Genomic DNA, 24,461 nt, shown 5'->3' with positions numbered 1-24,461 from the left:
ACGCGCAGGCAAGCGCGGCTGTGAAACGAGGACGCACGCCGGGGTAAGGTACTTAGGTAATACGCCCCGCGTCCCGCACCAATCGCAACGAACATGCTATCAGCAGAAGCTCTCAAGGAAATCGACCGGGCGGTCGCGAAATATCCCGCCGACCAGAAGCAGTCCGCCGTGATGGCGGCGCTGGCGGTCGCGCAGAGCGAGAAAGGCTGGGTCTCGCCCGAAGTCATGCAGTTCGTGGCCGAATACCTCGAAATGCCGCCGGTGTGGGTCGAGGAAGTGGCGACGTTCTATAACATGTACGACACCAAGCCGGTTGGCCGCTTCAAGCTGTCGGTGTGCACGAACTTGCCGTGCGCGCTGTCGGGCGGCGAACGTGCTGCCGACTACCTGAAGAAGAAGCTGGGCATCGGTTTCAACGAGACCACCGCCGACGGCAACTTCACGCTGAAGGAAGGCGAGTGCATGGGCGCGTGCGGTGATGCACCCGTCATGATCGTCAACAACACCCACATGTGCAGCTTCATGAGCAACGAGAAGCTCGACGCGCTGATCGCCGACCTCCAGTCGAAGGCGCCGACCAACGGAGCAGGCAAGTAAATGACCTCTCTGCACGATCGACATATCCAGCCGTTGATTCTCGCCGGTCTGAACGGCGACAACTGGCATCTTGAAGATTACGTCAAGCGTGGCGGCTATCAACAGCTCAAACGCATCCTTACCGAGAAGATCACCCCCGAGCAGGTCATCGCTGACGTGAAGGCGTCGGGCCTGCGCGGCCGTGGCGGTGCGGGTTTCCCGACCGGCTTGAAGTGGAGCTTCATGCCACGCCAGTTCCCGGGCCAGAAGTATCTCGTTTGCAACACGGACGAAGGTGAGCCGGGTACGTTCAAGGATCGCGACATCATTCGCTACAACCCGCACGCGCTGATCGAAGGCATGGCCATTGGCGGCTACGCGATGGGCATCACCGTGGGCTACAACTACATCCACGGCGAGATCTGGAACGAATACAAGATCTTTGAACAGGCACTGGAAGAGGCGCGCGCTGCGGGCTTCCTCGGTGACAACATCCTGGGCTCCGGCTTCAACTTCCAGCTGCATGCGCACCATGGTTATGGCGCGTACATCTGCGGTGAAGAGACCGCACTGCTCGAATCGCTGGAAGGCAAGAAGGGCCAGCCGCGGTTCAAGCCGCCGTTCCCGGCGAGCTTCGGCTTGTACGGCAAGCCGACCACCATCAACAACACCGAAACCTTTGCCGCGGTGCCGTTCTTGTTGGCCATCGGTCCGGACAACTACTTGAAGATGGGCAAGCCGAACAACGGCGGCTCCAAGATCTTCTCTGTGTCTGGCGATGTGGAGCGTCCGGGCAACTACGAGATTCCGCTCGGCACGCCGTTCTCTAAGCTGCTGGAGTTGGCCGGCGGTATGCGCGGTGGCAAGAAGCTCAAGGCGGTCATCCCGGGTGGATCGTCGGCGCCGGTGGTGCCGGCTGACCTGATGATGGCCTCCGACATGGACTACGACTCGATCGCCAAGGCGGGTTCGATGCTGGGCTCGGGCGCCGTCATCGTGATGGACGAAACGCGCTGCATGGTGAAGTCGCTGCTGCGTCTGTCTTATTTTTATTACGAAGAGTCGTGCGGCCAGTGCACGCCGTGCCGTGAGGGCACCGGGTGGCTGTACCGCGTCGTCGATCGCATCGAGCACGGCAAGGGCCGCCAGGAAGACCTGGACCTGCTGAACAACGTGGCCGAAAACATCATGGGCCGGACCATCTGCGCGCTCGGCGATGCCGCCGCGATGCCGGTCCGCGGCATGCTCAAGCACTACTGGGATGAGTTCGCGTATCACGTCGAACACAAGCAGTGCATGGTGCCCACCTACATTTAAGCGTGGCAGAACATGGTTGAAATCGAAATCGATGGCAAGAAGGTCGAGGTTGCCGAAGGCAGCCTGGTGATGGAGGCTGCTCGCCAGACGGGCACCTACATTCCTCACTTCTGCTATCACCGCAAACTGTCGGTCGCGGCCAACTGCCGGATGTGCCTGGTCGAGGTCGAGAAGGCGCCCAAGGCGCTGCCGGCCTGCGCCACGCCCGTCACCGCGGGCATGAAGGTCTTCACAAACTCCGAGAAGGCAGTGAAGGCGCAGAAGTCCGTGATGGAGTTCCTGCTGATCAACCACCCGTTGGATTGCCCGATCTGTGACCAGGGCGGCGAGTGCCAACTGCAGGACTTGGCCGTGGGTTATGGCAAGTCCGAATCGCGCTACCAGGAAGAGAAGCGTGTGGTGTTCCACAAGAACGTGGGCCCGTTGATCTCCATGGAAGAGATGACGCGCTGCATTCACTGCACGCGCTGTGTCCGTTTCGGCCAGGAAATTGCGGGCGTGATGGAACTGGGCATGCTCAACCGCGGCGAGCATTCCGAGATCACAACGTTCGTCGGGCAGACCGTTGACTCCGAGTTGTCGGGCAACATGATCGATCTGTGCCCCGTTGGCGCACTGACCAGCAAGCCGTTCCGCTATTCCGCTCGTACGTGGGAGCTGGCACGCCGCAAGTCGGTGTCGCCGCACGATGGCCTGGGCGCTAACGTGATCGTCCAGACGAAGAATCAGCGCGTGATGCGCGTTCTTCCGCTGGACAACGAAGCCATCAACGAATGCTGGCTTTCCGATAAGGATCGCTTTGCCTATGAGGGCGTGAACAGCGATGACCGCCTGACCCAACCGATGCTCAAGCAAGGTGGTCAATGGAAGGCTGTCGACTGGACTACCGCACTGGAGTACGTTGCCAACGGCCTGAACGAAATCAAGCGTGACCACGGTGCGGAGCAAATCGGTGCATTGGCCAGCCCACACAGCACGCTTGAAGAGCTGTTCCTGCTGCAAAAGCTGGTGCGCGGCATTGGCAGCGACAACGTCGACTTCCGTTTGCGTCAGTCCGATTTCTCGGTCAAGCCAACGGGCGCTCCGTGGCTTGGCATGCCGATCGCCGACGTGTCGCTGCTGCAGCGTACGCTGGTCGTAGGCTCTTTCCTGCGCAAGGATCACCCACTGCTGGCCGCGCGTCTGCGTCAGGCAGGCAAGAAGGGTGCACAACTGAGCATGATCGGCGCAGGTGGCGAAGATCTGCTGATGCCTGCCACCCAACTGTTGGGCGCACCGTCGCAATGGCTGTCGCTGCTGTCGCAAGTGGCGGTGGCCGTGGCTGCTGCCAATAATGTTGCCCGTCCAGGCGGCACCGATGGAATCGAAGCCGGTGACATTGCCCGGCGCATCGCCGCAAGCCTCGCTTCGGGCGAGCGCAAGGCTGTGTTCCTCGGCAACGCCGCCGTGGCGCACCCGCAGTTTTCGCAACTGCATGCGTTGGCCCAGTGGGTCGCGCAGCAGACCGGCGCGACGCTTGGCTTCCTGACGGAAGCAGCCAACACGGTTGGTGGTTACATCGCCGGGGCGCTCCCCCAAGGCAATGGCTTGGATGCCGCCGCCATGCTGGCGCAACCGCGCCGCGCTTACGTGCTGTTGGGCGCCGAGCCGGAATTCGATACCGCCAACCCCACGCAAACGCGTGCAGCACTGGACCAAGCCGACACCGTGATCGTGCTAGCGCCGTTTGCCTCTCGCGCCGCACTTGAATACGCGGACGTGCTGCTGCCGACGGCTCCCTTCACCGAAACCTCGGGCACGTTCATCAACTGCGAGGGATTGCCGCAAAGCTTCAATGGCGTTGTGCGCAGCCTGGGTGACTCGCGACCCGCCTGGAAGGTCCTGCGGGTACTGGGCAACCTGCTGAACGTGTCTGGCTTTGAGTACGACAGCTCGGAAGTGGTGCGCGACGAAGTGCTGGCCAAGCCGGTCACCGAGCGTTTGTCGAACGCGACGATTGCGCAGACCGCCGCCCCAGTTGCTACTACGGCAGGCATCGAGCGTCTGGCCGATGTGCCGATTTACCACGCCGATCCGATCGTGCGCCGCGCCGGTTCGCTGCAACTGACGGCTGCAGCACGTGCTGCCGTGCGTGCTGGCTTGCCGGCTGATCTCTACGCACAACTGGGCCTGGCCAATGGTGACGCCGTGCGCGTGACGCAAGGGCAGCGCAGCGTGGTGCTGCCGGCCGTGCTGGACAAGTCGCTGGCTTCTGGCGTGATCCGCGTGCCGGCCGCTACCGAAGCGTCGGCGCAACTGGGTGCCATGTTCGGTGCGGTAAGCGTTGAGAAGGTTGAATCGTCCGCGCTGGCGGCTACGGTGTAAGGGTCAACATGATCGAGTCGATTACTTCTTTCGGTACCGCTACCTTCGGTGGGTGGTGGCCGCTGATCTGGACGCTGGTTCGCGCGGTCTGCATCATTCTGCCGCTGCTGCTGTGCGTGGCTTACCTGATTCTGTGGGAGCGCAAGCTCATCGGCTGGATGCACGTGCGTCTGGGCCCGAACCGCGTTGGCCCGATGGGCCTGCTGCAGCCGATTGCCGACGTGCTCAAGCTGCTGCTCAAGGAAGTCATGGTGCCTAGCGCGGTCAGCCGTGGCATGTACATCATTGCGCCGCTGATGGTGCTGATGCCGGCGGTGGCGATCTGGGCCGTGATCCCGTTCCAAGCGGAAGCCATGGTGTCGAACATCAACGCCGGCCTGTTGTACGTGATGGCGATCAGCTCGGTGGGCGTATACGGCGTGATCCTGGCGGGCTGGGCGTCGAACTCGAAGTACGCGTTCCTGGGTGCGATGCGCGCTTCGGCACAGATGATTTCGTACGAAATTGCGATGGGCTTCGCGCTCGTGACGGTGCTGATGGTGACAGGCAGCCTGAACCTGTCGGACATCGTTAATTCGCAGAATCGCGGTTTTTTTGCGGGTCACGGCATCAACATCCTCTCGTGGAACTGGCTGCCGCTGCTGCCGATGTTTGGCGTCTACTTCATCTCGGGTGTGGCTGAAACGAACCGCCACCCATTCGATGTGGTGGAAGGCGAATCCGAAATCGTGGCCGGTCACATGATCGAATACTCGGGCATGGCGTTCGCGCTGTTCTTCCTGGCCGAGTACATCAACATGATCGTGATCTCCGCGCTGACCGCAACGCTGTTCCTGGGCGGCTGGGCTTCGCCGATCGATGCACCGGTCTTCAACTGGATTCCGGGCTTCTTCTGGCTGCTGATCAAGGTTTTCCTGCTGCTGTCGGTCTTCATCTGGCTGCGCGCATCGTTCCCGCGTTATCGCTACGACCAGATCATGCGTCTGGGCTGGAAGATCTTCATTCCGCTCACTGTGGGCTGGCTTGTCGTCGTCGCCATCTGGTTGGTGTCGCCGTGGAACATCTGGAAGTAACGGGACAATAGGAAGGCACCATGTTGCTTGCCATCAAGGAATTCTTTAACAGCCTGCTCCTGAAGGAACTCTTCAAGGGGCTGGCGCTGACCGGGCGCTACCTGTTTGCGCGCAAGATCACCGTTCTCTTTCCGGAAGAGAAGACGCCGCTGTCGCCGCGCTTTCGCGGTCTACATGCACTGCGTCGCTATCCGAACGGCGAAGAGCGCTGCATTGCGTGCAAGCTGTGCGAAGCCGTTTGCCCGGCTCTGGCCATCACGATCGAGTCGGATCAGCGTGACGACGGCACCCGCCGCACCACGCGCTACGACATCGACCTGACGAAGTGTATTTTCTGCGGCTTCTGCGAAGAGGCTTGTCCGGTGGACGCCATCGTCGAGACGCACATCCTCGAATACCACGGTGAAAAGCGCGGCGACCTGTATTTCACCAAAGACATGCTGCTGGCCGTGGGGGATCGCTTCGAGCCGGAAATCGCGGCCAACAAAGCGGCCGACGCAAAGTACCGCTGATTCAAGACGTCCGCCGTGCAGTAGGCGGGCGGTGCAGTTGACATCCCGGTTGGACAACGGCTCTTGCAGAGCCAACCAGTTGCGGTGGCGTCATGCCATCGCAGCTTTGGACAAGCGCGTGCCGCAAAACGGCCCGTGCCAGGATCATGGAAATCACGACGATCATCTTCTACTGTTTCGCGCTCGTGCTGGTGCTCGCAGCGCTGAAGGTCATCACCGCGAAGAACCCGGTGCACGCGGCGCTGTTCCTCGTGCTCTCGTTTTTCACTGCGGCGGCGATCTGGATGCTGCTCAAGGCGGAATTCCTCGCCATCACGCTGGTGCTGGTCTACGTTGGGGCAGTGATGGTGCTGTTCCTGTTCGTGGTGATGATGATCGATATCGACATCGAACACCTGCGACGCGATTTCTGGACCTACGTACCGATGGCGGCCTTCGTGGGCGTGGTCATCATCTTGGAAATGGCCGTCGTGCTGACCAAGACCTTCATGGGCCGCGTGCAGCCGGTGCAGGAACTGCCGAAGGGCTTTAATGGGCCGAACACACAGGCGCTCGGGAAGCTGATCTATACCGATTACATCTATGCCTTTGAAGTGGCTGGCGCGGTGTTGCTGCTGGCGATTGTGGCCGCCGTCGCCTTGACCGCACGCCGCCGCAAGGACACCAAGGCACAGAACGTGTCCGATCAGATCCGCGTGAAGCGCAAGGACCGCGTGCGCCTGGTCTCGATGCCGGCGGAAAAGTCCGCCGGCGCAGCTTCGGCTGAATCCAAGAGCTGAGCCCCGGGAGAACCCATATGTCTTCATTATCCCTTGCCCATTACCTCGTGCTCGGCGCGGTGCTGTTTGCCATCAGCATTGTCGGCATTTTCCTGAACCGCAAGAACGTCATCGTGCTGCTGATGGCGATCGAATTGATGCTGCTGGCGGTCAACCTGAACTTCGTCGCGTTCTCCCACTACCTGGGCGATCTGGCGGGGCAGGTGTTCGTGTTTTTCATCCTGACGGTGGCTGCGGCGGAATCCGCGATCGGTCTCGCCATCCTGGTGGTGCTGTTCCGTAATCTGGACACCATCAACGTCGACGATCTGGACAGCCTGAAGGGCTGACCTCCGCATCCCACCTATAAGAAGCGTTCCATGGCTACCACGCTCAATCCCAACCTGCTGCTGGCGATCCCGCTCGCGCCGCTGGCCGGCGCGGCGATCGCCGGGCTGTTCGGCACCAAGTTCTTTGGTGAGAAGATCGGCCGCACGGCATCCCACAGCGTCACCATCCTCGGTGTTGCGATCGCCTTCATTCTGTCTGCGCTGACGCTGTCTGACGTCATCAATGGCGCCGGCTACAACGGCACCGTTTATGAATGGATGACCGTTGGCACGCTCAAGATGGAAGTCGGTTTCCTCATCGATTCGCTGACGGCGATGATGATGTGCGTGGTGACTTTCGTCTCGCTCATGGTGCACATCTACACCATCGGCTACATGGCGGAAGACGACGGCTACAACCGTTTCTTCGCATACATCTCGCTGTTTACGTTCTCGATGTTGATGCTCGTGATGAGCAACAACTTCCTGCAACTGTTCTTCGGCTGGGAAGCCGTGGGCCTGGTGTCGTACCTGCTGATCGGTTTCTGGTTCAAGCGCCCGACGGCCATCTACGCCAACATGAAGGCGTTCCTGGTCAACCGCGTGGGTGACTTTGGTTTCGTTCTCGGCATCGGCCTGTTGCTCGCCTACAGCGGCAGCCTCAGCTATGCCGACGTGTTCGCCGCCCGCGACAACCTGGCCACGATCGGCTTCCCGGGTTCCGATTGGCACATGCTGACGGTCGCCTGTATCTGCCTGTTTATCGGTGCGATGGGTAAATCGGCCCAGTTCCCCCTGCACGTGTGGCTGCCGGACTCGATGGAAGGCCCGACCCCGATTTCTGCACTGATTCACGCGGCCACCATGGTGACCGCCGGTATCTTCATGGTCGCGCGCATGTCGCCGCTGTTCGAGCTGTCGGATACCGCGCTGTCGTTCGTGCTGATTATCGGCGCCATCACGGCGCTGTTCATGGGCTTCCTGGGCATCATCCAGACCGACATCAAGCGTGTGGTCGCGTATTCCACGCTGTCTCAGCTCGGCTACATGACCGTCGCGCTCGGCGCATCGGCGTACCAAGTGGCCGTGTTCCACCTGATGACGCATGCGTTCTTCAAGGCACTGCTGTTCTTGGGTGCAGGCTCGGTCATCATCGGCATGCATCACGATCAGGACATGCGGAACATGGGCGGCCTGCGCAAGTACATGCCGATTACGTGGCTCACTTCGCTGATAGGGTCGCTGGCGCTGATCGGTACGCCGTTCTTCTCGGGCTTCTATTCGAAGGACTCGATCATCGAAGCGGTGCGCGAATCGCACCTGCCGGGCGCCGGCTTTGCCTACTGGGCTGTGCTGGCTGGTGTGTTCGTGACCGCGTTCTACTCGTTCCGCATGTATTTCCTGGTGTTTCACGGTGAAGAACGTTTTGGCAAGGCTCACGCCCACCACGACGATCACCATGAAGAGGAAGAGGGCGATCACGATCACCATCACGGGCTGGCTCCGGGCCAAAAGCCGCACGAGTCGCCGTGGGTGGTGACGGTACCGCTGGTTTTGCTGGCAATTCCGTCGGTCATCATCGGTGCCTGGGCGATTCAGCCGATGCTGTTCGGCGAGTTCTTCAAGCACGGTGTGGTGTTCTCGGAAGTCATCTTCAACAGCGAGAACCATGAAGCGATGAAGGTGCTGGCCGAAGACTTCCACGGTTGGGTCGAGATGGCGCTGCATGGCTTTACGTCTGCACCGTTCATCCTGCTGGTGTCGGGTGTCGTGCTCTCGTGGTTCTTCTATCTGAAACGCCCGGATATTCCGGCGGCGATCGCCAAGCGTTTCTTCGGCGTCTACAAGCTGCTGGATAACAAGTACTACATGGACAAGATCAACGAGATCGTCTTTGCCAATGGTGCGGTCAAGTTTGGCCGTGGCTTGTGGAAGGGCGGCGATCAAGGTGTGATCGACGGTGTTGTCGTCAACGGCAGCGCGCGTCTGGTGGGCTGGTTCGCGACGGTCGTGCGCCTGCTCCAGTCCGGCTTCATCTATGACTATGCGTTCGCGATGATCATCGGCACGGTTGGGCTGCTGACGTATTTCGTGTTCCTGGCAGGCAAATAAGGGATTACAAAAATGGTTCTGTCTTTTGCGATCTGGCTGCCGATCTTCTTCGGCGTGCTGGTGCTGGCCTCGGGCTCAGACCGCAATCCCGGTTATGTCCGCTGGATGTCGCTGATCGGTTCCGTGATCAGCTTCGTGATGACGCTCCCGCTCATCACGCGTTTCGACAAGACGACGGCTGCGATGCAGTTCGTCGAGAAGTCGTCGTGGATCGAGCGCTTCCATATCAGCTACTACCTGGGTGTTGACGGCATCTCGATGTGGTTCGTGGTGCTGACCGCGTTCATCACCGTCATCGTCGTCATTGCCGCTTGGGAGGTGATCACCGAGCGTGTGGCGCAGTACATGGCCGCGTTCCTGATCCTGTCGGGCCTGATGATCGGCGTGTTCGCGTCGCTCGACGGTCTGCTGTTCTACGTGTTCTTCGAAGCCACGCTGATCCCGATGTACATCATCATCGGTGTGTGGGGCGGCCCGAACCGTGTCTATGCAGCATTCAAGTTCTTCCTGTACACGCTGCTGGGTTCGTTGCTGACGCTGGTTGCGCTGTTGTATCTGTATTTCCACAGCGGCACTTTCGAAATCCTGCAGTGGCATCAGGTCAAGCTGTCGATGAACGAGCAGGTCCTGATCTTCCTCGCGTTTTTCATGGCCTTTGCCGTGAAAGTGCCGATGTGGCCGGTGCACACTTGGCTGCCGGACGCCCACGTGGAAGCCCCGACCGGCGGCTCCGTTGTGCTGGCTGCCATCATGCTGAAGCTGGGCGCCTACGGTTTCCTGCGGTTCTCCCTGCCGATCGCGCCGGACGCCAGCCACAGCCTGTCCGCGTTCATCATCGCGATCTCGCTGGTTGCCGTGATCTACATCGGTCTGGTGGCGCTGGTGCAGGCCGACATGAAGAAGCTGGTCGCGTATTCGTCGATCGCGCACATGGGCTTCGTCACGCTGGGTTTCTTCATCTTCAACGAAATCGGCGTTGAGGGCGGTATCGTCCAGATGATCTCGCACGGGTTCATCTCGGGCGCGATGTTCCTGTGCATTGGCGTGCTGTATGACCGCGTGCATTCGCGGCAGATTGCCGATTACGGCGGTGTTGTGAACACCATGCCGAAGTTCGCGGCGCTGTCAGTCTTCTTTGCCATGGCCAACTGCGGCTTGCCGGCGACCTCGGGTTTCGTTGGCGAATTCATGGTGATCCTGGGCTCGGTCAAGTTCAATTTCTGGATTGGTCTGCTGGCCGCCACGGCACTGATTTTTGGCGCAGCGTATTCGCTGTGGATGGTCAAGCGCGTGATCTTCGGTGATGTGACCCATAAGCACGTGGCCGAGTTGAAGGACCTGAACTGCCGTGAGTTCTTCATGCTCGGCGTGCTGGCGATTGCCACCCTGTACATGGGCCTGTATCCGAAGCCTTTCACCGATGTCATGCATGCGTCCGTGGTCAACTTGCTGACCCACGTGGCTCAGTCGAAGCTGTAAGCAGCGAGAAGAAACTATGCAATCGTCCTCCTCTATTGCGGCTTTTGCCCCAATCGTTTTTCTCGCGCTGGGCATTGGTGCCGTCAACTGGATTGACCTGGCGCGCGGCCAGAAGCGAAGCAGCGTGGCCTATCCGGTTTCGTTGGTGATTACGCTGGTGCTGGCGGTGTGGTTCGGCTTGAATGCTGGGAACGGTGAAACGCACTACGTGTTCGGCAACATGGCCGTGATCGACCCGATGGCCAACGTGCTGGCGTCGTTCTGTGCGCTGACGCTGTTTGCCACGCTGGTCTATACGCGCCGCTATCTGGCCGACCGCGACATGTACGCGGGCGAGTTCTACATGTTCGCCCTGTTCACACTGGGCGGCCAGGTGGTGATGATCACCGGCAACAACTTCCTCGTGCTCTATCTGGGCCTGGAACTGTTGTCGCTGGCGTCGTACACGCTGGTAGCGCTGCGCCGCCGTTCGAACGTGTCGTCCGAATCGGCCATGAAGTATTTCATCCTCGGCGCACTGGCATCGGGCCTATTGCTGTACGGCATGTCGATGCTGTACGGCGCGACCGGCTCGCTGGAACTAGGCAAGGTGTTTGACGCCATCAAGAACGGCGAGATCAACAAGACGATCCTCGTGTTTGGCGTGGTGTTCATCGTCGCGGGTCTGGGCTTCAAGCTTGGTGTGGCACCGTTCCACATGTGGGTGCCCGATGTGTACCAAGGCTCGCCGACGGCCGTGACGCTGCTGATTGCCGGTGCGCCGAAGGTGGCCGCCTTTGCGATGACGCTTCGTATTCTGGTCGAAGGCCTGCTGCCCCTGGCATTCGATTGGCAGAACATGCTGATCGTGTTGGCTGTCGTGTCGCTGGCCATCGGCAATATCACCGGCGTGGTGCAAACCAACTTCAAGCGTCTGCTGGGCTATTCGACGGTTTCCCACATGGGCTTTCTGCTGCTGGGTCTGGTATCGGGCGTCAGCTCCGGCAAGCCGGATTTGACAGCTCAGGCCTACAGTGCGTCGATGTTCTATGCCATCACCTACGTGCTGACCGCACTGGGCGCGTTCGGCATCATCCTGCTGCTGTCGCGTAAAGGCTACGAGGCGGAAGACATCGCCGACCTGAAAGGCCTGTCGAAGAAAAGCCCGTGGTTTGCGCTGCTGATGCTGTTCATCATGATGTCGCTGGCGGGCCTGCCGCCGACGGTTGGTTTCTACGCGAAGCTGTCGGTCTTGGGGGCAGTGGTCGATGCTGGCATGTCCTGGCTGGCCGTCGTTGCCGTGCTCTTCTCGCTGGTGGGTGCGTTCTACTACCTGCGCGTGATCAAGGTCATGTACTTCGATGTGCCCGCTGACGAAGGCCCGGTGGAGGCCACCTTCGGTCTGCGCTCGCTGCTGTCGGTCAATGGCTTGCTGGTGCTGCTTCTCGGTATCTTCCCGGCCGGTCTCATGGCCGTGTGCTATCAGGCGATCCGCCTGACACTGGCTTCGTAACACGCCCGGCTTCATGAGCACATCGACGGGCGGTCTGTTTGTCATCGTGTTGGCACTGATCTGTGCCAACCTGCCGTTCGTCAACCAACGCGTGCTGGCACTTGTGCCGACACGCTGGCCGCGCAAGCCGTTCTGGCTGCGCGGCGCCGAGCTGATTGCCATGTATGTCGTGGTTGGGCTGATTGGCTTCGGTATCGAATCGAGCCAGGGGAATGCGTTTGTGCAAGGCTGGCAGTTTTATGCGATCACCGCTTGCCTGATGCTGGTGTTTGCGTTTCCTGGCTTTACGTGGCAATACCTGGTTCGCCATCATCGCGATTCCCGTTAATTCCCGCCGGGCAGGTTCCCGCTGTCTCGGCATGAGAGAGCGCCATGTCCGATCACACTCCGCTGAACGACCCCCCCCATACCACACAGGAACCGGACGCCGGTCTGCGCGAGACGCAGGTTGCATCTGCGTTGATGCACCAGGGTAAATTCCTCACGCTCAAGCAGGACATCGTGCGGCTGCCGGACGGCCGCAACGCCAGCCGCGAATATCTGGTTCATCCGGGCGCGGTGATGATGATTCCGCTGTTCGACGATGGCACTGTGCTGATGGAGCGCCAGTTTCGCTACCCAGTCGACAGGGTGATGATTGAATTCCCCGCCGGCAAGCTCGATCCGCAGGAAGGGGCGCTCGCGTGCGGCAAGCGCGAGCTGCGCGAGGAAACCGGCTACACGGCCGAGCGCTGGGACTACCTCACCCGCATTCATCCGGTCATTTCATATTCCACCGAGTTCATCGACATTTATCTCGCACGCGATCTCAAGCAAGGGGAGGCGATGCTGGATGAAGGCGAATTCCTCGAGACCTTTATCACGTCCGCCGGTCAACTCATCGATTGGGTGCGCGATGGCAAAATTTCGGACGTGAAGACCATCATCGGCACGTTCTGGCTCGAGAAGATCCTGTCGGGCGCCTGGACGCCAGGTGCAGCCTAAGCCGCTTGCCCTCGTCGATCGACTGCGTGTTTCGCGTGTTGCCGTTACCATAGCGAACGGTCGTGCGAAAAAATTAGCACGACCGTTCACAAATTTTTGAATCAGGGATACACTCATTCCCATGCGCTGGACCGATCATGAAAGTGCTGGACCTCCGCTGTGCCAATGACCATCGCTTCGAAGGCTGGTTCGGCTCCGATGCCGACCTGCAATCGCAGCAAGAACGCGGGCTGTTGACGTGCCCTGTCTGCGGTCACAACGAGGTTGAGCGCTTGCCGAGTGCGCCGCGCCTGAATCTGTCTTCGTCACGAGCGGACGCTGCCCAGAAGGGCGCTGCCGCCCAGACGGCCGGCGGAGATGGCGGTGCATCCGCAACTCTGCAACAGCTCTACCTGAAAGCCGTGCGCCACGTCCTTGCCAATACCGAAGACGTGGGCAAGCGGTTTGCAGAAGAGGCGCGCCGCATGCACTACAAGGAGGCGCCGGAGCGGGGTATTCGCGGGACGACCTCTCGGGAGGAGGCGCAGGAGCTGGCGGAGGAGGGCATCGACGTGATGCCGCTGTTGGTGCCTGACGTGCTCAAGCAGCCCGTGCACTAGCTGCCCCGATTCAGGTCCGCGCCGGTCCGACAGAACGTTCTCCGCCGATTTGCCACGGTGGGGAGCCAACCACAGGAGACAGGCATGGATCTGAACTACTCGGCGGCCGATGATGCGTTCCGCCAGGAAGTCCGCGGCTGGCTGGAAGCCAATCTGCCCAAGGACATCCAAGACAAGGTGTTGAACCACCGCCGCCTGAACCGCGACGATTTCGTTCGCTGGCACAAGGCACTCGCAGCCAAGGGTTGGTCGGTGCCGCACTGGCCGGTCGAGTGGGGCGGCACCGGTTGGTCCCCCATCCAAAAACACATCTGGGACGAAGAGTGCGCGCAGGTCGGCGCGCCTGGCGTGCTGCCGTTTGGCGTCAGCATGGTCGCGCCCGTGATCATGAAGTACGGCAACGAAGCGCAAAAGCGCTATTTCCTGCCGCGCATCGTCGATTGCACCGATTGGTGGTGCCAGGGCTATTCCGAACCGGGTTCCGGTTCCGATCTGGCCTCGGTGAAGACACGCGCCGTGCGCGAAGGCGACCACTACATCGTCAACGGCCAGAAGACCTGGACGACATTGGGCCAACACGCCGACATGATCTTTTGCCTGGTCCGCACGGATCCGGACGCGAAGAAGCAAGAGGGGATCTCGTTCCTGCTGATCGACATGAAGACGCCGGGCATCACCGTGCGCCCGATCATCATGCTGGACGAAGAGCACGAGGTGAACGAGGTCTTCTTCGACAACGTCAAGGTGCCGGTTCAAAACCTGATCGGTGAAGAGAACCGCGGCTGGACGTACGCCAAATATCTGCTCGGCCACGAGCGCACGGGTATTGCGCGTGTGGGCAATTCGAAGCGCGAACTGGCGTTTCTCAAGCGCGTCGCTCTGCAACACCAGAAGAACGGCAAGCCGCTGCTGCAGGACCCGGTGTTCGGCGCCAAGGTGGCCTCGCTGGAGATCGAACTGCTGGCGCTCGAGATGACGGTGCTGCGCGTGGTGTCGAGCGAGAACGCCGGCAAGGGTCCGGGGCCTGAGGCATCGCTGCTCAAGATCAAGGGCACGCAGATCCAGCAGATGCTGACCGAGCTGATGGTCGAGGCCGTGGGGCCGTACGCCCAGCCGTTCGACCCGAGCTACCTGGAAGGCGAGACCTTGCAGGCCGTGACGGGCGACAACGATGCCGCGCCGCTGGCACCGTACTACTTCAACTATCGCAAGACTTCGATCTACGGCGGGTCGAACGAGATCCAGCGCAACATCATCTCGCAGATGATCCTTGGCGTCTGAGCAAAACGGCGACAGAACACATAGCGGAGACAAACATGGATTTCTCGTTCACCGACGAACAGAAGCAACTGGCCGATGCAGTGCGCCGCTTCATCGACAAGGACTACGGTTTTGAGGCGCGCAAGAAGGTGGTGTACTCGCCTGAAGGGGTGTCCCAGGCCCATTGGGATGCGCTGGCCGAACTGGGTCTGACTGCGCTGCCCGTGCCCGAAGCACAAGGCGGTTTCGACGGCCGTGCGATGGACCTGCTGGTGGTCATGCAGGAACTGGGTCGAGGCCTGGTCGTCGAGCCGTATCAGGCGACCGTGCTGGGCGCCCAGGCGTTGAAGCTCGCAGGTGGCCAAGACGCGCTGTTGGAAGAGGTCGCGGGTGGTGCTCTAAAGCTGGCTATCGCCTTCAGCGAGCGCCAATCGCGCTACGAACTGTTCAATGTCACCACGCGCGCTGCGCAGCAGGGCAGCGGATGGACACTCACCGGCGAGAAGGCCGTTGTGGTGCATGGCGCGCAGGCAGACAAGCTCATCGTCTCGGCGCGCACCGGTGGCGAGGCGCGTGATACGTCGGGCCTGTCGCTCTTCGTGGTCGACCGCGATGCCGCTGGTGTGACGGTCAAGGATTACCGCACGATCGACAACCTGCACGCTGCAGACATCCGCTTCGACAACGCGCCGGCAACGCTGCTGGGCAAGGCCGGTGAAGCGTGGGAGGCCATCGACGCCGTCGCCGATCTCGGCTGCGTGCTGTTGTGCGCTGAAGCGATCGGCCTCATCGATGCGCTGAACGCCGCAACGCTTGAGTACACCAAGACCCGCCAGCAGTTTGGCGTGCCCATCGCACGCTTCCAGGCATTGCAGCATCGCATGGTCGATATGTTCATCCATGGCGAACAAGCCCGTTCGATTACGTATCTGGCAGCGGCGCACTTTGAGGATGGCGATGTGGAGGCACGCCGCCGCTATGTGTCTGCGGCCAAGGCGCGTGTTGGCCAGGCAGCACGTGACGTTGGCCAGGAAGCTGTGCAACTGCACGGCGGCATGGGCGTGACGAACGAGCTGCCCGCCGCGCACATGTTCAAGCGGCTGACGATGATCAACACGACGCTGGGTGACGTGGATCATCACCTGGCACGCTTCGCATCGCTGCCTGGATTCCAGCAGGCGGCGTAACGGCAAACCTGAACGCCCCGCATTCGTGCGGGGCGTTGTCATTTGGAGGAGACGACATGGCGGAGAACGAAAGCGCAGAAGCAACACGATCGTACGAGTTCTACTTCGATGATTTTGAAGTCGGTCGCACGCTGCAGATGGGCACGTACACGGTCACCGAAGAAGAGATCCTGACCTTTGCACGGCAGTACGATCCGCAACCGTTCCACATCGACGCGGAAGCCGCGAAGCACAGCATCTACGGCGGCATCATCTCGAGCGGCTGGATGACGTGCTCGATCATGATGCGGCTGATGGTGACCGGCTTCCTCGGCAAGGCGGCGAGCATGGGCTCCCCGGGTGTGGATGAAATCCGGTGGATGAAGCCGGTGTATCCCGGAGACACGCTGTCGGTGTCGAGCACGTGCATGGAAGTGCGTCCGTCGCAGTCGAAGCCGGACCGTGGCGTGGCGGTCAACCGTTGGGAAGCGCGCAACCAGCGCGGCGAACTAGTCTGTACGGTCACGGGCATGGGCTTGTTTGGCCGGCGCCCGAAGGCTTGATTACACGTCATCGCATCACAACAAGGAGACAACGCAGATGCGCATCATCGAATCGCTCGACGAACTGAAAGGTTTGATCGGCCAGGAAGTTGCGGTGAGTGACTGGACCGAGATCACGCAGCAGCAGGTGAACCTCTTTGCCGAGGCCACGGGCGATCACCAGTGGATTCATGTGGATGTGGAGCGCGCCAAGCGCGAGTCGCCGTTTGGCGCACCGGTGGCGCACGGCTTTCTGACGCTGTCGCTGCTGCCGATGCTGATGGCGAACGCGATCAACATGTCGGACGTGAAAATGGGCGTGAACTATGGCCTGAACAAAGTCCGCTTTACAGCGCCCGTGCCGGTGGGCAGCCGTGTGCGTGCCCGCGTGACGCTGGTGGCAATGGAAGCGCTCCCACCACTGCCCAATGCACCGACGCTGACGGGCGCGCAGATGACCTGGGCCGTGACCATCGAACGTGAAGGGCAGGACCGCCCCGTCTGCGTGGCCGAATCGATTTCGCGCCGCTATTCCTGAGTCGCGTCTTTCGCAAGCTCACCGGGCCGGCGCAATGCCGGCCTTTCTCTTTGCGTCGGTTTGCCCTTGCGCTCCGCTTGTTTTGTGCTTGTATTCGCGCGCCCCAAGCAGGCGCATTCAAAACAATAAATGCGCTGACTTGGCGCTGCATTGGCACCGTTTTGGCGCGAATTTCCCTTCGAATGAGCCAAATGTGATGGCACGGTAGTTGCACTTTTAGGGCCCGGGAGTCGTTCTCGCCACCAATAAACCCAAGGAGCCGCAATGAAACGTCGTGAGCTGTTGAAGCTGTCTGCCGTCGCCGCCGCAACGCTGTTGTCCGTGTCGAGCCTCGCGTTTGCTCAGGCAAAAGAACCGATCAAGGTCGGCGTCCTGCATTCGCTGTCGGGTACGATGGCCATCTCCGAGACGTCGCTGAAAGACGTCGCGCTGATGACGATCGACGAGATCAACAAGAGTGGTGGCGTGCTGGGCCGCAAGCTGGAGCCGGTGGTGGTGGACCCGGCATCGAACTGGCCGCTGTTTGCCGAGAAGGCGCGTGGGCTGCTGACGCAGGACAAGGTGGCTGTGACGTTCGGCTGCTGGACGTCGGTGTCGCGCAAGTCGGTGCTGCCGGTGTATGAAGAGCTGAACGGCCTGCTGTTCTACCCGGTGCAGTACGAAGGCGAAGAGATGTCGAAGAACGTCTTCTACACCGGCGCGGCACCCAACCAGCAGGCCATTCCGGCCGTGGAATACCTGATGAGCAAGGAAGGCGGCGGCGCCAAGCGCTTCTTCCTCCTCGGTACCGATTACGTCTACCCGCGCACGACCAACAAGATCCTGCGTGCCTTCCTGCACAGCAAGGGCGTGAAGGACAGCGACATCGAAGAGGTCTATACGCCGTTCGGCCACTCCGACTATCAGACCATCGTTGCCAACATCAAGAAGTTCGCGCAGGGCGGCAAGACGGCCGTCGTGTCGACCATCAACGGCGACTCCAACGTGCCGTTCTACAAGGAACTCGGCAACGCCGGCCTGAAGGCCAAGGACGTGCCGGTGGTGGCCTTCTCGGTGGGTGAAGAAGAACTGCGCGGCATCGACACCAAGCCTCTGGTAGGCCATCTGGCCGCATGGAACTACTTCATGTCGGTCAAGAACCCGGTCAACGACGACTTCAAGAAGAAGTGGGCTGCCTGGGTCAAGGCCAATAACCTGCCGGGCGGCGACAAGCGCGTCACCAACGACCCGATGGAAGCCACCTACGTCGGCATCATGATGTGGAAGCAGGCTGTCGAGAAGGCCGGCTCCACCGACGTGGACAAGGTCCGCAAGGCGATGTACGGCCAGCAGTTCAAGGCACCGTCGGGCTTCACGCTGGTGATGAACAACAACCATCACCTGAGCAAGCCCGTGATGATTGGCGAGGTGCGCGGCGACGGCCAGTTCAACGTCGTGTGGAAGACGCCGACGGTGATCCGCGCCAAGCCGTGGAGCCCGTACATCCCGGGCAACGAGGGCAAGCCTGACGAAGTGAAGTAATCAGGCGGACCGGCGGCGCATACAGCGCGGCCGGTCCTTTGAACGACGCTGCACGACGTGGCGGACGGCCCCAACACCTGCCGCCACGCATCGGATTGCCATGATGCGCTTGTCCCGCTGGTTGTTTCATTCTCTTGCCGCACTGCTGTGCGCTTTCTGTCTGGCTGCGACGCCCCAAGACCTTGCGTGGGCCGCCGGACAACCCCTGACCCAGGCCGATCTCAAGCCGCTGGCCGAAGACGACTTCGATGCCAAGGTCAAGGCGCTCAACGCGCTGACCGCTGCGCCCGCCGAACAAGCCGGGCCGATCCTGCAAGCTCTGCAAAATGACGCGCTGTTCTTCGCGCCCGCCGCCGGCATGGTGCGTCAGGACGGCGAGAAGTACCTGGACGCGATCACTGGGCAACCCGTCACCGTCAAGGCCGACGATCTGCAGTCCCTCACACTGAACAATGCCCTGCGTGCGCAAGTGGACAGCGCGGCGAGTGGCTTCGTGCTGCAATCGCCCGATCGTGCCGTGCGCGCGCAGGCCGTCGATACGTTGCTTGCGCATCCCGAGACGGCGTCGCGCCCCATTGTCGACGCGGCGCGCAAGCATGAAACCGATCCGGAGTTGCGCAGCAAGCTGCATGTACTGTGGGCCAATCTCGCGCTCGACGACGGCACGCATGCCGAGAAGCTCGAAGCGCTCAAGCTGCTTGCGGGCGATACCAACCCGCAGACGCGCCAGCGCATCGCCCCGTTGCTTGCCAAGGACAGCGGCGCCGACGATGAACTGCGCGCCGCGGCCCAACAGGCGCTCGACGGCCTGGCCGCGCAGCAACGCAAGGCCGAGCTGGTCGGCAACCTGTTTGCGGGGCTGAGCCTCGGCTCGGTGCTGCTGCTGGCGGCGCTCGGGCTGGCCATCACCTACGGGCTCATCGGCGTCATCAACATGGCGCACGGCGAGTTCCTGATGATCGGCGCGTATGCCACCTACGTGGTGCAAACGATCTTCCGCAATCACTTCCCCAGCGCATTCGACTGGTATTTGCCCGCCGCGCTGCCTGCCGCGTTCCTGGCGGCGGCCATCGTCGGTTTTGCGCTGGAACGGCTGGTGCTGCGGCACCTGTATGGCCGTCCGCTGGAAACGCTGCTCGCCACGTTCGGGATCAGCCTGCTGCTGATGCAGGCCGTGCGTTCGATCTTCGGTGCGCAGAACGTGGAGGTGGCGAACCCGAGCTGGATGAGCGGCGGCATCGCGTTGTACCCGGGCCTCGTGCTGCCGTACAACCGGCTCGTCATCCTGCTGTTTGCACTGGCCGTGGTGGCGATCGCCTGGGCGGTGCTCAACCGAACGCGCCTGGGCCTGTTCGTGCGCGCCACCACGCAGAACCGCACGATGGCTGCCTGCGTTGGCGTGCGCACGTGGAAGGTCGACAGCTACGCGTTTGCATTCGGTGCCGGTATTGCCGGCCTGGGCGGCTGCGCACTCTCGCAGATCGGCAACGTCGGGCCGGATCTCGGCCAGAGCTACATCATCGATTCGTTCATGGCCGTGGTGCTGGGCGGGGTGGGGCAGTTGGCCGGCACGATCATCGGCGCGTTCGGCCTGGGGCTCATCAACAAGTTCATCGAGCCGTTCTATGGCGCGGTGCTGGCGAAGATCATCGTGCTGGTGCTGATCGTGCTGTTCATCCAGAAGCGTCCGCAGGGCCTGTTCGCCCTCAAGGGCCGCAGCGCCGAGGCCTGATATGACGACGACCAAGTTCTCTCTCGATATTCCGGCGCGCATGCCGCTGCTGTCGCGGCGCGGGTGGTCTGCGCTGGTGCTCGTATCGCTCATCGTGTGCATTGGCGCGCCGGTGTGCGCGCTGCTTGTGCCGGAGGGCAGCCCGCTGCATCTGTCGGCGTATGCGCTCACGCTCGTCGGCAAGATCATGTGCTATGCGCTGGCGGCGCTGGCGCTCGATCTGGTGTGGGGCTATTGCGGCATCCTGAGCCTCGGCCACGGGCTGTTCTTCGCGCTGGGCGGTTACGGCATGGGCATGTACCTGATGCGCTCCATCGGTCGCGAAGGCGTGTACAAGAGCGACCTGCCGGACTTCATGGTCTTCCTCGACTGGAAGGAGCTGCCCTGGTTCTGGCACGGCACCGAGCACTTTGCCTGGGCCATGCTGCTAGTGATTCTGGTGCCCGGCGTGCTGGCGTGGCTGTTCGGCTTCTTCGCCTTCCGCTCACGCGTCAAGGGCGTGTACCTGTCGATCATCACGCAGGCCATGACGTACGCGGCCATGCTGCTGTTCTTCCGTAACGAGACGGGCTTTGGCGGCAACAACGGCTTTACCGATTTCAAGCGCATCCTCGGCTTCCCGATCCCGGCGCTGCCTACGCGCACCGTGCTCTTCGTGGCGACGTTCGTGGCGCTCGTGCTGGCGTTCATCGCCTGCCGCGCCATCGTCACGTCCAAGTTCGGCCGCGTGGTTACCGCCATTCGCGATGCCGAAGCGCGCGTGATGTTCTCCGGCTACAACCCGCTCGGCTACAAGCTGTTCGTGTGGACGTTCTCGGCCGTGCTGTGCGGTATTGCGGGTGCGCTCTACGTGCCGCAGGTTGGCATCATCAACCCAGGCGAGATGTCGCCGGGCAACTCCATCGAGATGGCGGTGTGGGTGGCCGTGGGCGGGCGCGGTACGTTGATCGGCCCGATCATCGGCGCGTTCCTCGTCAACGGGGCCAAGACGTTGCTGACCGCATGGGTGCCGGAATACTGGCTGTTCGTGCTCGGGGCGATCTTCGTACTGGTGACGCTGTATCTGCCGAACGGTGTGCTGGGCCTGATGAGCAAGCTGCGCATGAAAAAGCGGGCGCCCGCGCAAGCCAAGGCGCATGAAGCCGCGACCGTCACCGGAGATCACGCATGAGCACGTTCACTGCACTCCCTGACCGCGCGGAGACCGGCACCGCCACCGGCATGGGCCATCTGGTCGAGCCGGACACGATCGACGTCTCGCACGGCGCCATCCTGTATCTCGAAGACGTGACGGTGCGCTTTGGCGGCTTTCGCGCACTGAACGCGCTCACGCTGTCGATCGACCACGGCGAGCTGCGCTGCATCATCGGCCCCAACGGCGCGGGCAAGACCACGATGATGGACGTGATTACCGGCAAGACCGGGCCGCGCAATGCAGACGTGACCGGCCGCGTCTTCCTTGGCCAGACCATCGACCTGCTGCGCCTGACCGAGCCGCGCATCGCGCAGATCGGCATCGGCCGCAAGTTCCAGAAGCCGACCGTGTTCGAGCAGCACACCGTGTGGGAAAACCTGGAACTGGCGATGAAGGCCGACAAGCGCTGGTGGGTCTCGCTGCGCGCGCGCCTGCTGAACGACGGCCGCCAGCGCATCGAAGAAACGCTCGGTCGTATCCATCTGGAAGCGGAGGCCTATCGGCCCGCCGGGCTGCTGTCACACGGGCAAAAGCAGCGGCTGGAGATCGGCATGCTGCTGATGCAGCAACCGCAACTGCTGCTGCTCGACGAACCGGTCGCCGGCATGACGGATGAGGAGACGATGCAGCTCGCAACGTTGCTCAACGGCCTGCGTGGCACGTGCTCGATCATGGTCGTCGAGCACGACATGGAGTTCGTCGCCGCGCTGGCAGGGGCAGAAGGGCGCGTGACCGTGCTGGCTGAAGGCAGTGTCCTCGCCGAAGGCACGCTCGATGCCGTCAAGCGCGATGAGCGTGTGATCGAATCCTATTTGGGGCGCTGATATGTTGCAGGTCCAGAAACTGAACCAGTTCTACGGCGGCAGCCACATCCTGCGCAACGTCAGCTTTGACGTCCCCACGGGCAAGCTCACCACGCTGCTTGGCCGTAACGGCGTGGGCAAGACGACGCTGCTCAAATGCCTGATGGGCGTGGTGCCCACCGCCAGCGGCTTGATCGATTGGGAAGGCCGCACCATCCAGAAGCTGCCCGCGTACGAGCGTGTCTCTCAGGGGCTCGCCTATGTGCCACAGGGGCGCGAGATCTTCCCCCGTCTGACGGTGGAAGAAAACCTGCTGATTGGTGCGGCCGCCAAGCGGGCGCCGTCCAAGGTGCCCGATTCCATCTACGAGCTGTTTCCAGTGCTCAAGGAGATGAAGGGCCGGCGCGGTGGCGACCTGTCCGGCGGCCAGCAGCAGCAACTTGCCATCGGCCGCGCGCTGATGAGTGAACCGCGCCTGCTGATCCTGGACGAGCCGACCGAAGGCATCCAGCCGTCGATCATCCAGGAGATCGGCCGCACGCTGCGCCGCCTCGTCGATGAGTTCGGCATGTCGGTCCTGCTGGTGGAGCAGTACTACGACTTTGCCCGCAGCATTGCCGACCGCTACGTCGTCATGAGCCGCGGCGAGGTCATCGCCCAGGGCGACGCCGCCAATATGGAAACCGATGGCGTGCGCGATCTTGTGGCCGTTTGATGGCCCGGCGTTCCGGGGAAAAAGTCGAATGCCAAATCCGTGGCATCTGGCTATGATGAGGAAATTCCTAGCCGTCGTGCTGCTCTCCTGATGCGCCATCCCGATTTTCCTGTCCCGCCGCAGGCCGATTCGTTCGCGTCCTGGGAAGCCTCGCTGCGCCTGGCGTTTGCACGGCGCGGGGAGCGCACCGTGCTGGCCACGTGCCGGCACCAAGGGCCGCTGCGGGTGCAGAAGGCGTTGTATCCGGAAGGCGAGCGCGTCTGCCATGCCGTCATGCTGCATCCGCCCGCAGGCATTGCCGGTGGCGATGTGCTCGATATCGACATCGAACTCGGTGCCGACGCGCATGCGGTCCTGACCACGCCCGGCGCCACCAAGTGGTACAAGTCGCTCGGCCGCACGGCCACGCAGCGCGTTGCCATCCGGGCGGAGGCAGGCGCGCGGCTCGACTGGCTCCCGCAAGAGAACATCGTCTTCAACCAGGCCTGCCCGATCATCGACCTGAGGCTGGACCTGGCACCGGGCGCCACCGCAATCGGCTGGGACACCACCATGCTCGGCCGCCACGCCGCCGGTGAATCGTGGGCCGAAGGCCGCATCGCCATGCGCACCGCCTTGCGCTGCAACGGTCAGCCGCTGTGGATTGAATCGGCGGCGTTCGACGCGCAATCGCCCGTGCTGAATGCGACGACGGGCATGGCCGGCTTCCACGTGGTCGGCACGCTGTGGGCCGTGGGCGAAGGCGCCACCGAAGCACTCGCCGAATCGATGGCCGAGCACCTGCCGTACAACTTCGACCTGCGCGCGGGCGTCACGTGTCTCACGCAAGATGCGCCTGGCCTGCCAAACGTTTTGTTGCTGCGCGTGCTTGCACGCCGGCCCGAAGATGCGCGCGCGTTGCTGTCACAGACGTGGCTTGCGCTGCGCGAGCCGATGCATGGCGTGGTAGGCCGTCCGCTGCGCCTCTGGTCTACATGACGGCCACACGATGGCGACCTGACCTCGAATCGCCCGATCTGCACTGAACTGAATTGACCCTCACCGAAGAGAGCCCCACGTGGAACTGACCCCGCGCGAAAAAGACAAGTTGCTGGTCTTCACCGCCGCCTTGCTGGCCGAGCGCCGCAAGGGCCGCGGCCTCAAGCTCAACTACCCGGAAGCCGTCGCCTTCATCAGCGCCGCCATCATGGAAGGCGCGCGCGACGGCAAGACGGTCGCCGACCTCATGCACTACGGCACCACGCTCCTCACGCGCAATGATGTGATGGACGGCGTGGCCGAGATGATTCCCGACATCCAGGTCGAAGCCACGTTTCCCGATGGCACGAAGCTCGTCACCGTCCACCACCCGATTGTTTGAAGTTTTGAAGTCCGCACGCCACTCACTACTACGA

General features: G+C 61.9%; 24 protein-coding genes. All 24 read left to right on the top strand.

Annotated elements, in window-relative coordinates:
* The first annotated feature begins 93 nt into the window (after positions 1-93).
* The 24 genes from nuoE (at position 94) to N5B55_RS09675 (ending at position 24,427) form a co-directional block, all read left to right on the top strand.
* Entirely contained in the window at positions 94-597 is a 504-nt protein-coding gene (gene nuoE / locus N5B55_RS09790; RefSeq protein WP_004630801.1) for an NADH-quinone oxidoreductase subunit NuoE, read from the top strand.
* The gene (gene nuoF / locus N5B55_RS09785; RefSeq protein WP_065858872.1) at positions 598-1,893 is read left to right on the top strand and encodes an NADH-quinone oxidoreductase subunit NuoF; all 1,296 of its coding nucleotides are present in this window, start codon (positions 598-600) and stop codon (positions 1,891-1,893) included.
* 12 nt (positions 1,894-1,905) lie between these two features.
* Positions 1,906-4,257: an NADH-quinone oxidoreductase subunit NuoG gene (gene nuoG / locus N5B55_RS09780; RefSeq protein WP_304538035.1), complete on the top strand. Its 2,352-nt coding sequence runs from the start codon at positions 1,906-1,908 to the stop codon at positions 4,255-4,257.
* A gap of 8 nt (positions 4,258-4,265) precedes the next feature.
* Complete coding sequence (gene nuoH / locus N5B55_RS09775) at positions 4,266-5,330, top strand: NADH-quinone oxidoreductase subunit NuoH (protein WP_065858868.1); 1,065 nt, start codon at positions 4,266-4,268, stop codon at positions 5,328-5,330.
* Positions 5,331-5,350: 20 nt separating this feature from the next.
* Positions 5,351-5,842 (top strand): NADH-quinone oxidoreductase subunit NuoI, encoded by a 492-nt coding sequence (gene nuoI / locus N5B55_RS09770; protein WP_003261939.1) that lies wholly within the window; start codon positions 5,351-5,353, stop codon positions 5,840-5,842.
* A gap of 146 nt (positions 5,843-5,988) precedes the next feature.
* Entirely contained in the window at positions 5,989-6,621 is a 633-nt protein-coding gene (locus N5B55_RS09765) for an NADH-quinone oxidoreductase subunit J (protein WP_009241058.1), read from the top strand.
* A gap of 17 nt (positions 6,622-6,638) precedes the next feature.
* Entirely contained in the window at positions 6,639-6,950 is a 312-nt protein-coding gene (gene nuoK / locus N5B55_RS09760) for an NADH-quinone oxidoreductase subunit NuoK (RefSeq protein WP_004630788.1), read from the top strand.
* A 30-nt stretch (positions 6,951-6,980) separates the two neighbouring features.
* Positions 6,981-9,041 (top strand): NADH-quinone oxidoreductase subunit L, encoded by a 2,061-nt coding sequence (nuoL, locus tag N5B55_RS09755; RefSeq protein WP_304538034.1) that lies wholly within the window; start codon positions 6,981-6,983, stop codon positions 9,039-9,041.
* Between the two features lie 12 nt (positions 9,042-9,053).
* Entirely contained in the window at positions 9,054-10,520 is a 1,467-nt protein-coding gene (locus N5B55_RS09750) for an NADH-quinone oxidoreductase subunit M (RefSeq protein WP_004630785.1), read from the top strand.
* A gap of 16 nt (positions 10,521-10,536) precedes the next feature.
* Positions 10,537-12,012 carry an NADH-quinone oxidoreductase subunit NuoN gene (gene nuoN / locus N5B55_RS09745; RefSeq protein ID WP_009241055.1) on the top strand — a complete coding sequence of 492 codons (1,476 nt, stop codon included), beginning with the start codon at positions 10,537-10,539 and terminating at the stop codon, positions 12,010-12,012.
* Positions 12,013-12,025: 13 nt separating this feature from the next.
* Positions 12,026-12,340: a DUF2818 family protein gene (locus N5B55_RS09740; protein WP_304538033.1), complete on the top strand. Its 315-nt coding sequence runs from the start codon at positions 12,026-12,028 to the stop codon at positions 12,338-12,340.
* 44 nt (positions 12,341-12,384) lie between these two features.
* Positions 12,385-12,996: an NUDIX domain-containing protein gene (locus N5B55_RS09735; RefSeq protein ID WP_009241053.1), complete on the top strand. Its 612-nt coding sequence runs from the start codon at positions 12,385-12,387 to the stop codon at positions 12,994-12,996.
* 137 nt (positions 12,997-13,133) lie between these two features.
* Positions 13,134-13,595, top strand: coding sequence for a DUF1178 family protein (locus N5B55_RS09730; protein WP_304538032.1), 462 nt, complete (start codon positions 13,134-13,136; stop codon positions 13,593-13,595).
* 84 nt (positions 13,596-13,679) lie between these two features.
* Positions 13,680-14,876 carry an acyl-CoA dehydrogenase family protein gene (locus tag N5B55_RS09725; RefSeq protein WP_065858855.1) on the top strand — a complete coding sequence of 399 codons (1,197 nt, stop codon included), beginning with the start codon at positions 13,680-13,682 and terminating at the stop codon, positions 14,874-14,876.
* 35 nt (positions 14,877-14,911) lie between these two features.
* Positions 14,912-16,042 carry an acyl-CoA dehydrogenase family protein gene (locus N5B55_RS09720; protein ID WP_012762298.1) on the top strand — a complete coding sequence of 377 codons (1,131 nt, stop codon included), beginning with the start codon at positions 14,912-14,914 and terminating at the stop codon, positions 16,040-16,042.
* A gap of 56 nt (positions 16,043-16,098) precedes the next feature.
* Positions 16,099-16,584 (top strand): MaoC family dehydratase, encoded by a 486-nt coding sequence (locus tag N5B55_RS09715; RefSeq protein ID WP_065858851.1) that lies wholly within the window; start codon positions 16,099-16,101, stop codon positions 16,582-16,584.
* Positions 16,585-16,621: 37 nt separating this feature from the next.
* The gene (locus tag N5B55_RS09710) at positions 16,622-17,101 is read left to right on the top strand and encodes a MaoC family dehydratase (protein ID WP_065858849.1); all 480 of its coding nucleotides are present in this window, start codon (positions 16,622-16,624) and stop codon (positions 17,099-17,101) included.
* 264 nt (positions 17,102-17,365) lie between these two features.
* Positions 17,366-18,622, top strand: coding sequence for an urea ABC transporter substrate-binding protein (gene urtA / locus N5B55_RS09705; RefSeq protein ID WP_065858847.1), 1,257 nt, complete (start codon positions 17,366-17,368; stop codon positions 18,620-18,622).
* 100 nt (positions 18,623-18,722) lie between these two features.
* Positions 18,723-20,354, top strand: coding sequence for an urea ABC transporter permease subunit UrtB (gene urtB, locus N5B55_RS09700; RefSeq protein ID WP_304538031.1), 1,632 nt, complete (start codon positions 18,723-18,725; stop codon positions 20,352-20,354).
* A gap of 1 nt (position 20,355) precedes the next feature.
* A complete protein-coding gene (gene urtC / locus N5B55_RS09695; protein ID WP_304538030.1) occupies positions 20,356-21,525 on the top strand; it encodes an urea ABC transporter permease subunit UrtC in 1,170 nt (389 codons plus the stop codon).
* Positions 21,522-22,373, top strand: a complete 852-nt coding sequence (urtD, locus tag N5B55_RS09690; protein WP_012762292.1) for an urea ABC transporter ATP-binding protein UrtD — start codon at positions 21,522-21,524, stop codon at positions 22,371-22,373. The genes urtC and urtD overlap by 4 nt, the downstream gene beginning before the upstream one ends.
* Before the next feature lies 1 nt (position 22,374).
* The gene (gene urtE / locus N5B55_RS09685; RefSeq protein ID WP_304538029.1) at positions 22,375-23,067 is read left to right on the top strand and encodes an urea ABC transporter ATP-binding subunit UrtE; all 693 of its coding nucleotides are present in this window, start codon (positions 22,375-22,377) and stop codon (positions 23,065-23,067) included.
* 90 nt (positions 23,068-23,157) lie between these two features.
* Positions 23,158-24,045: an urease accessory protein UreD gene (locus N5B55_RS09680; RefSeq protein WP_304538028.1), complete on the top strand. Its 888-nt coding sequence runs from the start codon at positions 23,158-23,160 to the stop codon at positions 24,043-24,045.
* 79 nt (positions 24,046-24,124) lie between these two features.
* Positions 24,125-24,427: an urease subunit gamma gene (locus N5B55_RS09675; RefSeq protein ID WP_304538027.1), complete on the top strand. Its 303-nt coding sequence runs from the start codon at positions 24,125-24,127 to the stop codon at positions 24,425-24,427.
* Positions 24,428-24,461 lie beyond the last annotated feature (34 nt).

This window comes from Ralstonia pickettii, from assembly GCF_030582395.1.
In the GTDB taxonomy this organism is placed as follows: domain Bacteria; phylum Pseudomonadota; class Gammaproteobacteria; order Burkholderiales; family Burkholderiaceae; genus Ralstonia; species Ralstonia pickettii_D.
Note: the sequence above shows the minus strand (reverse complement) of the source record. Positions and strands in the feature narration are given on the sequence as shown.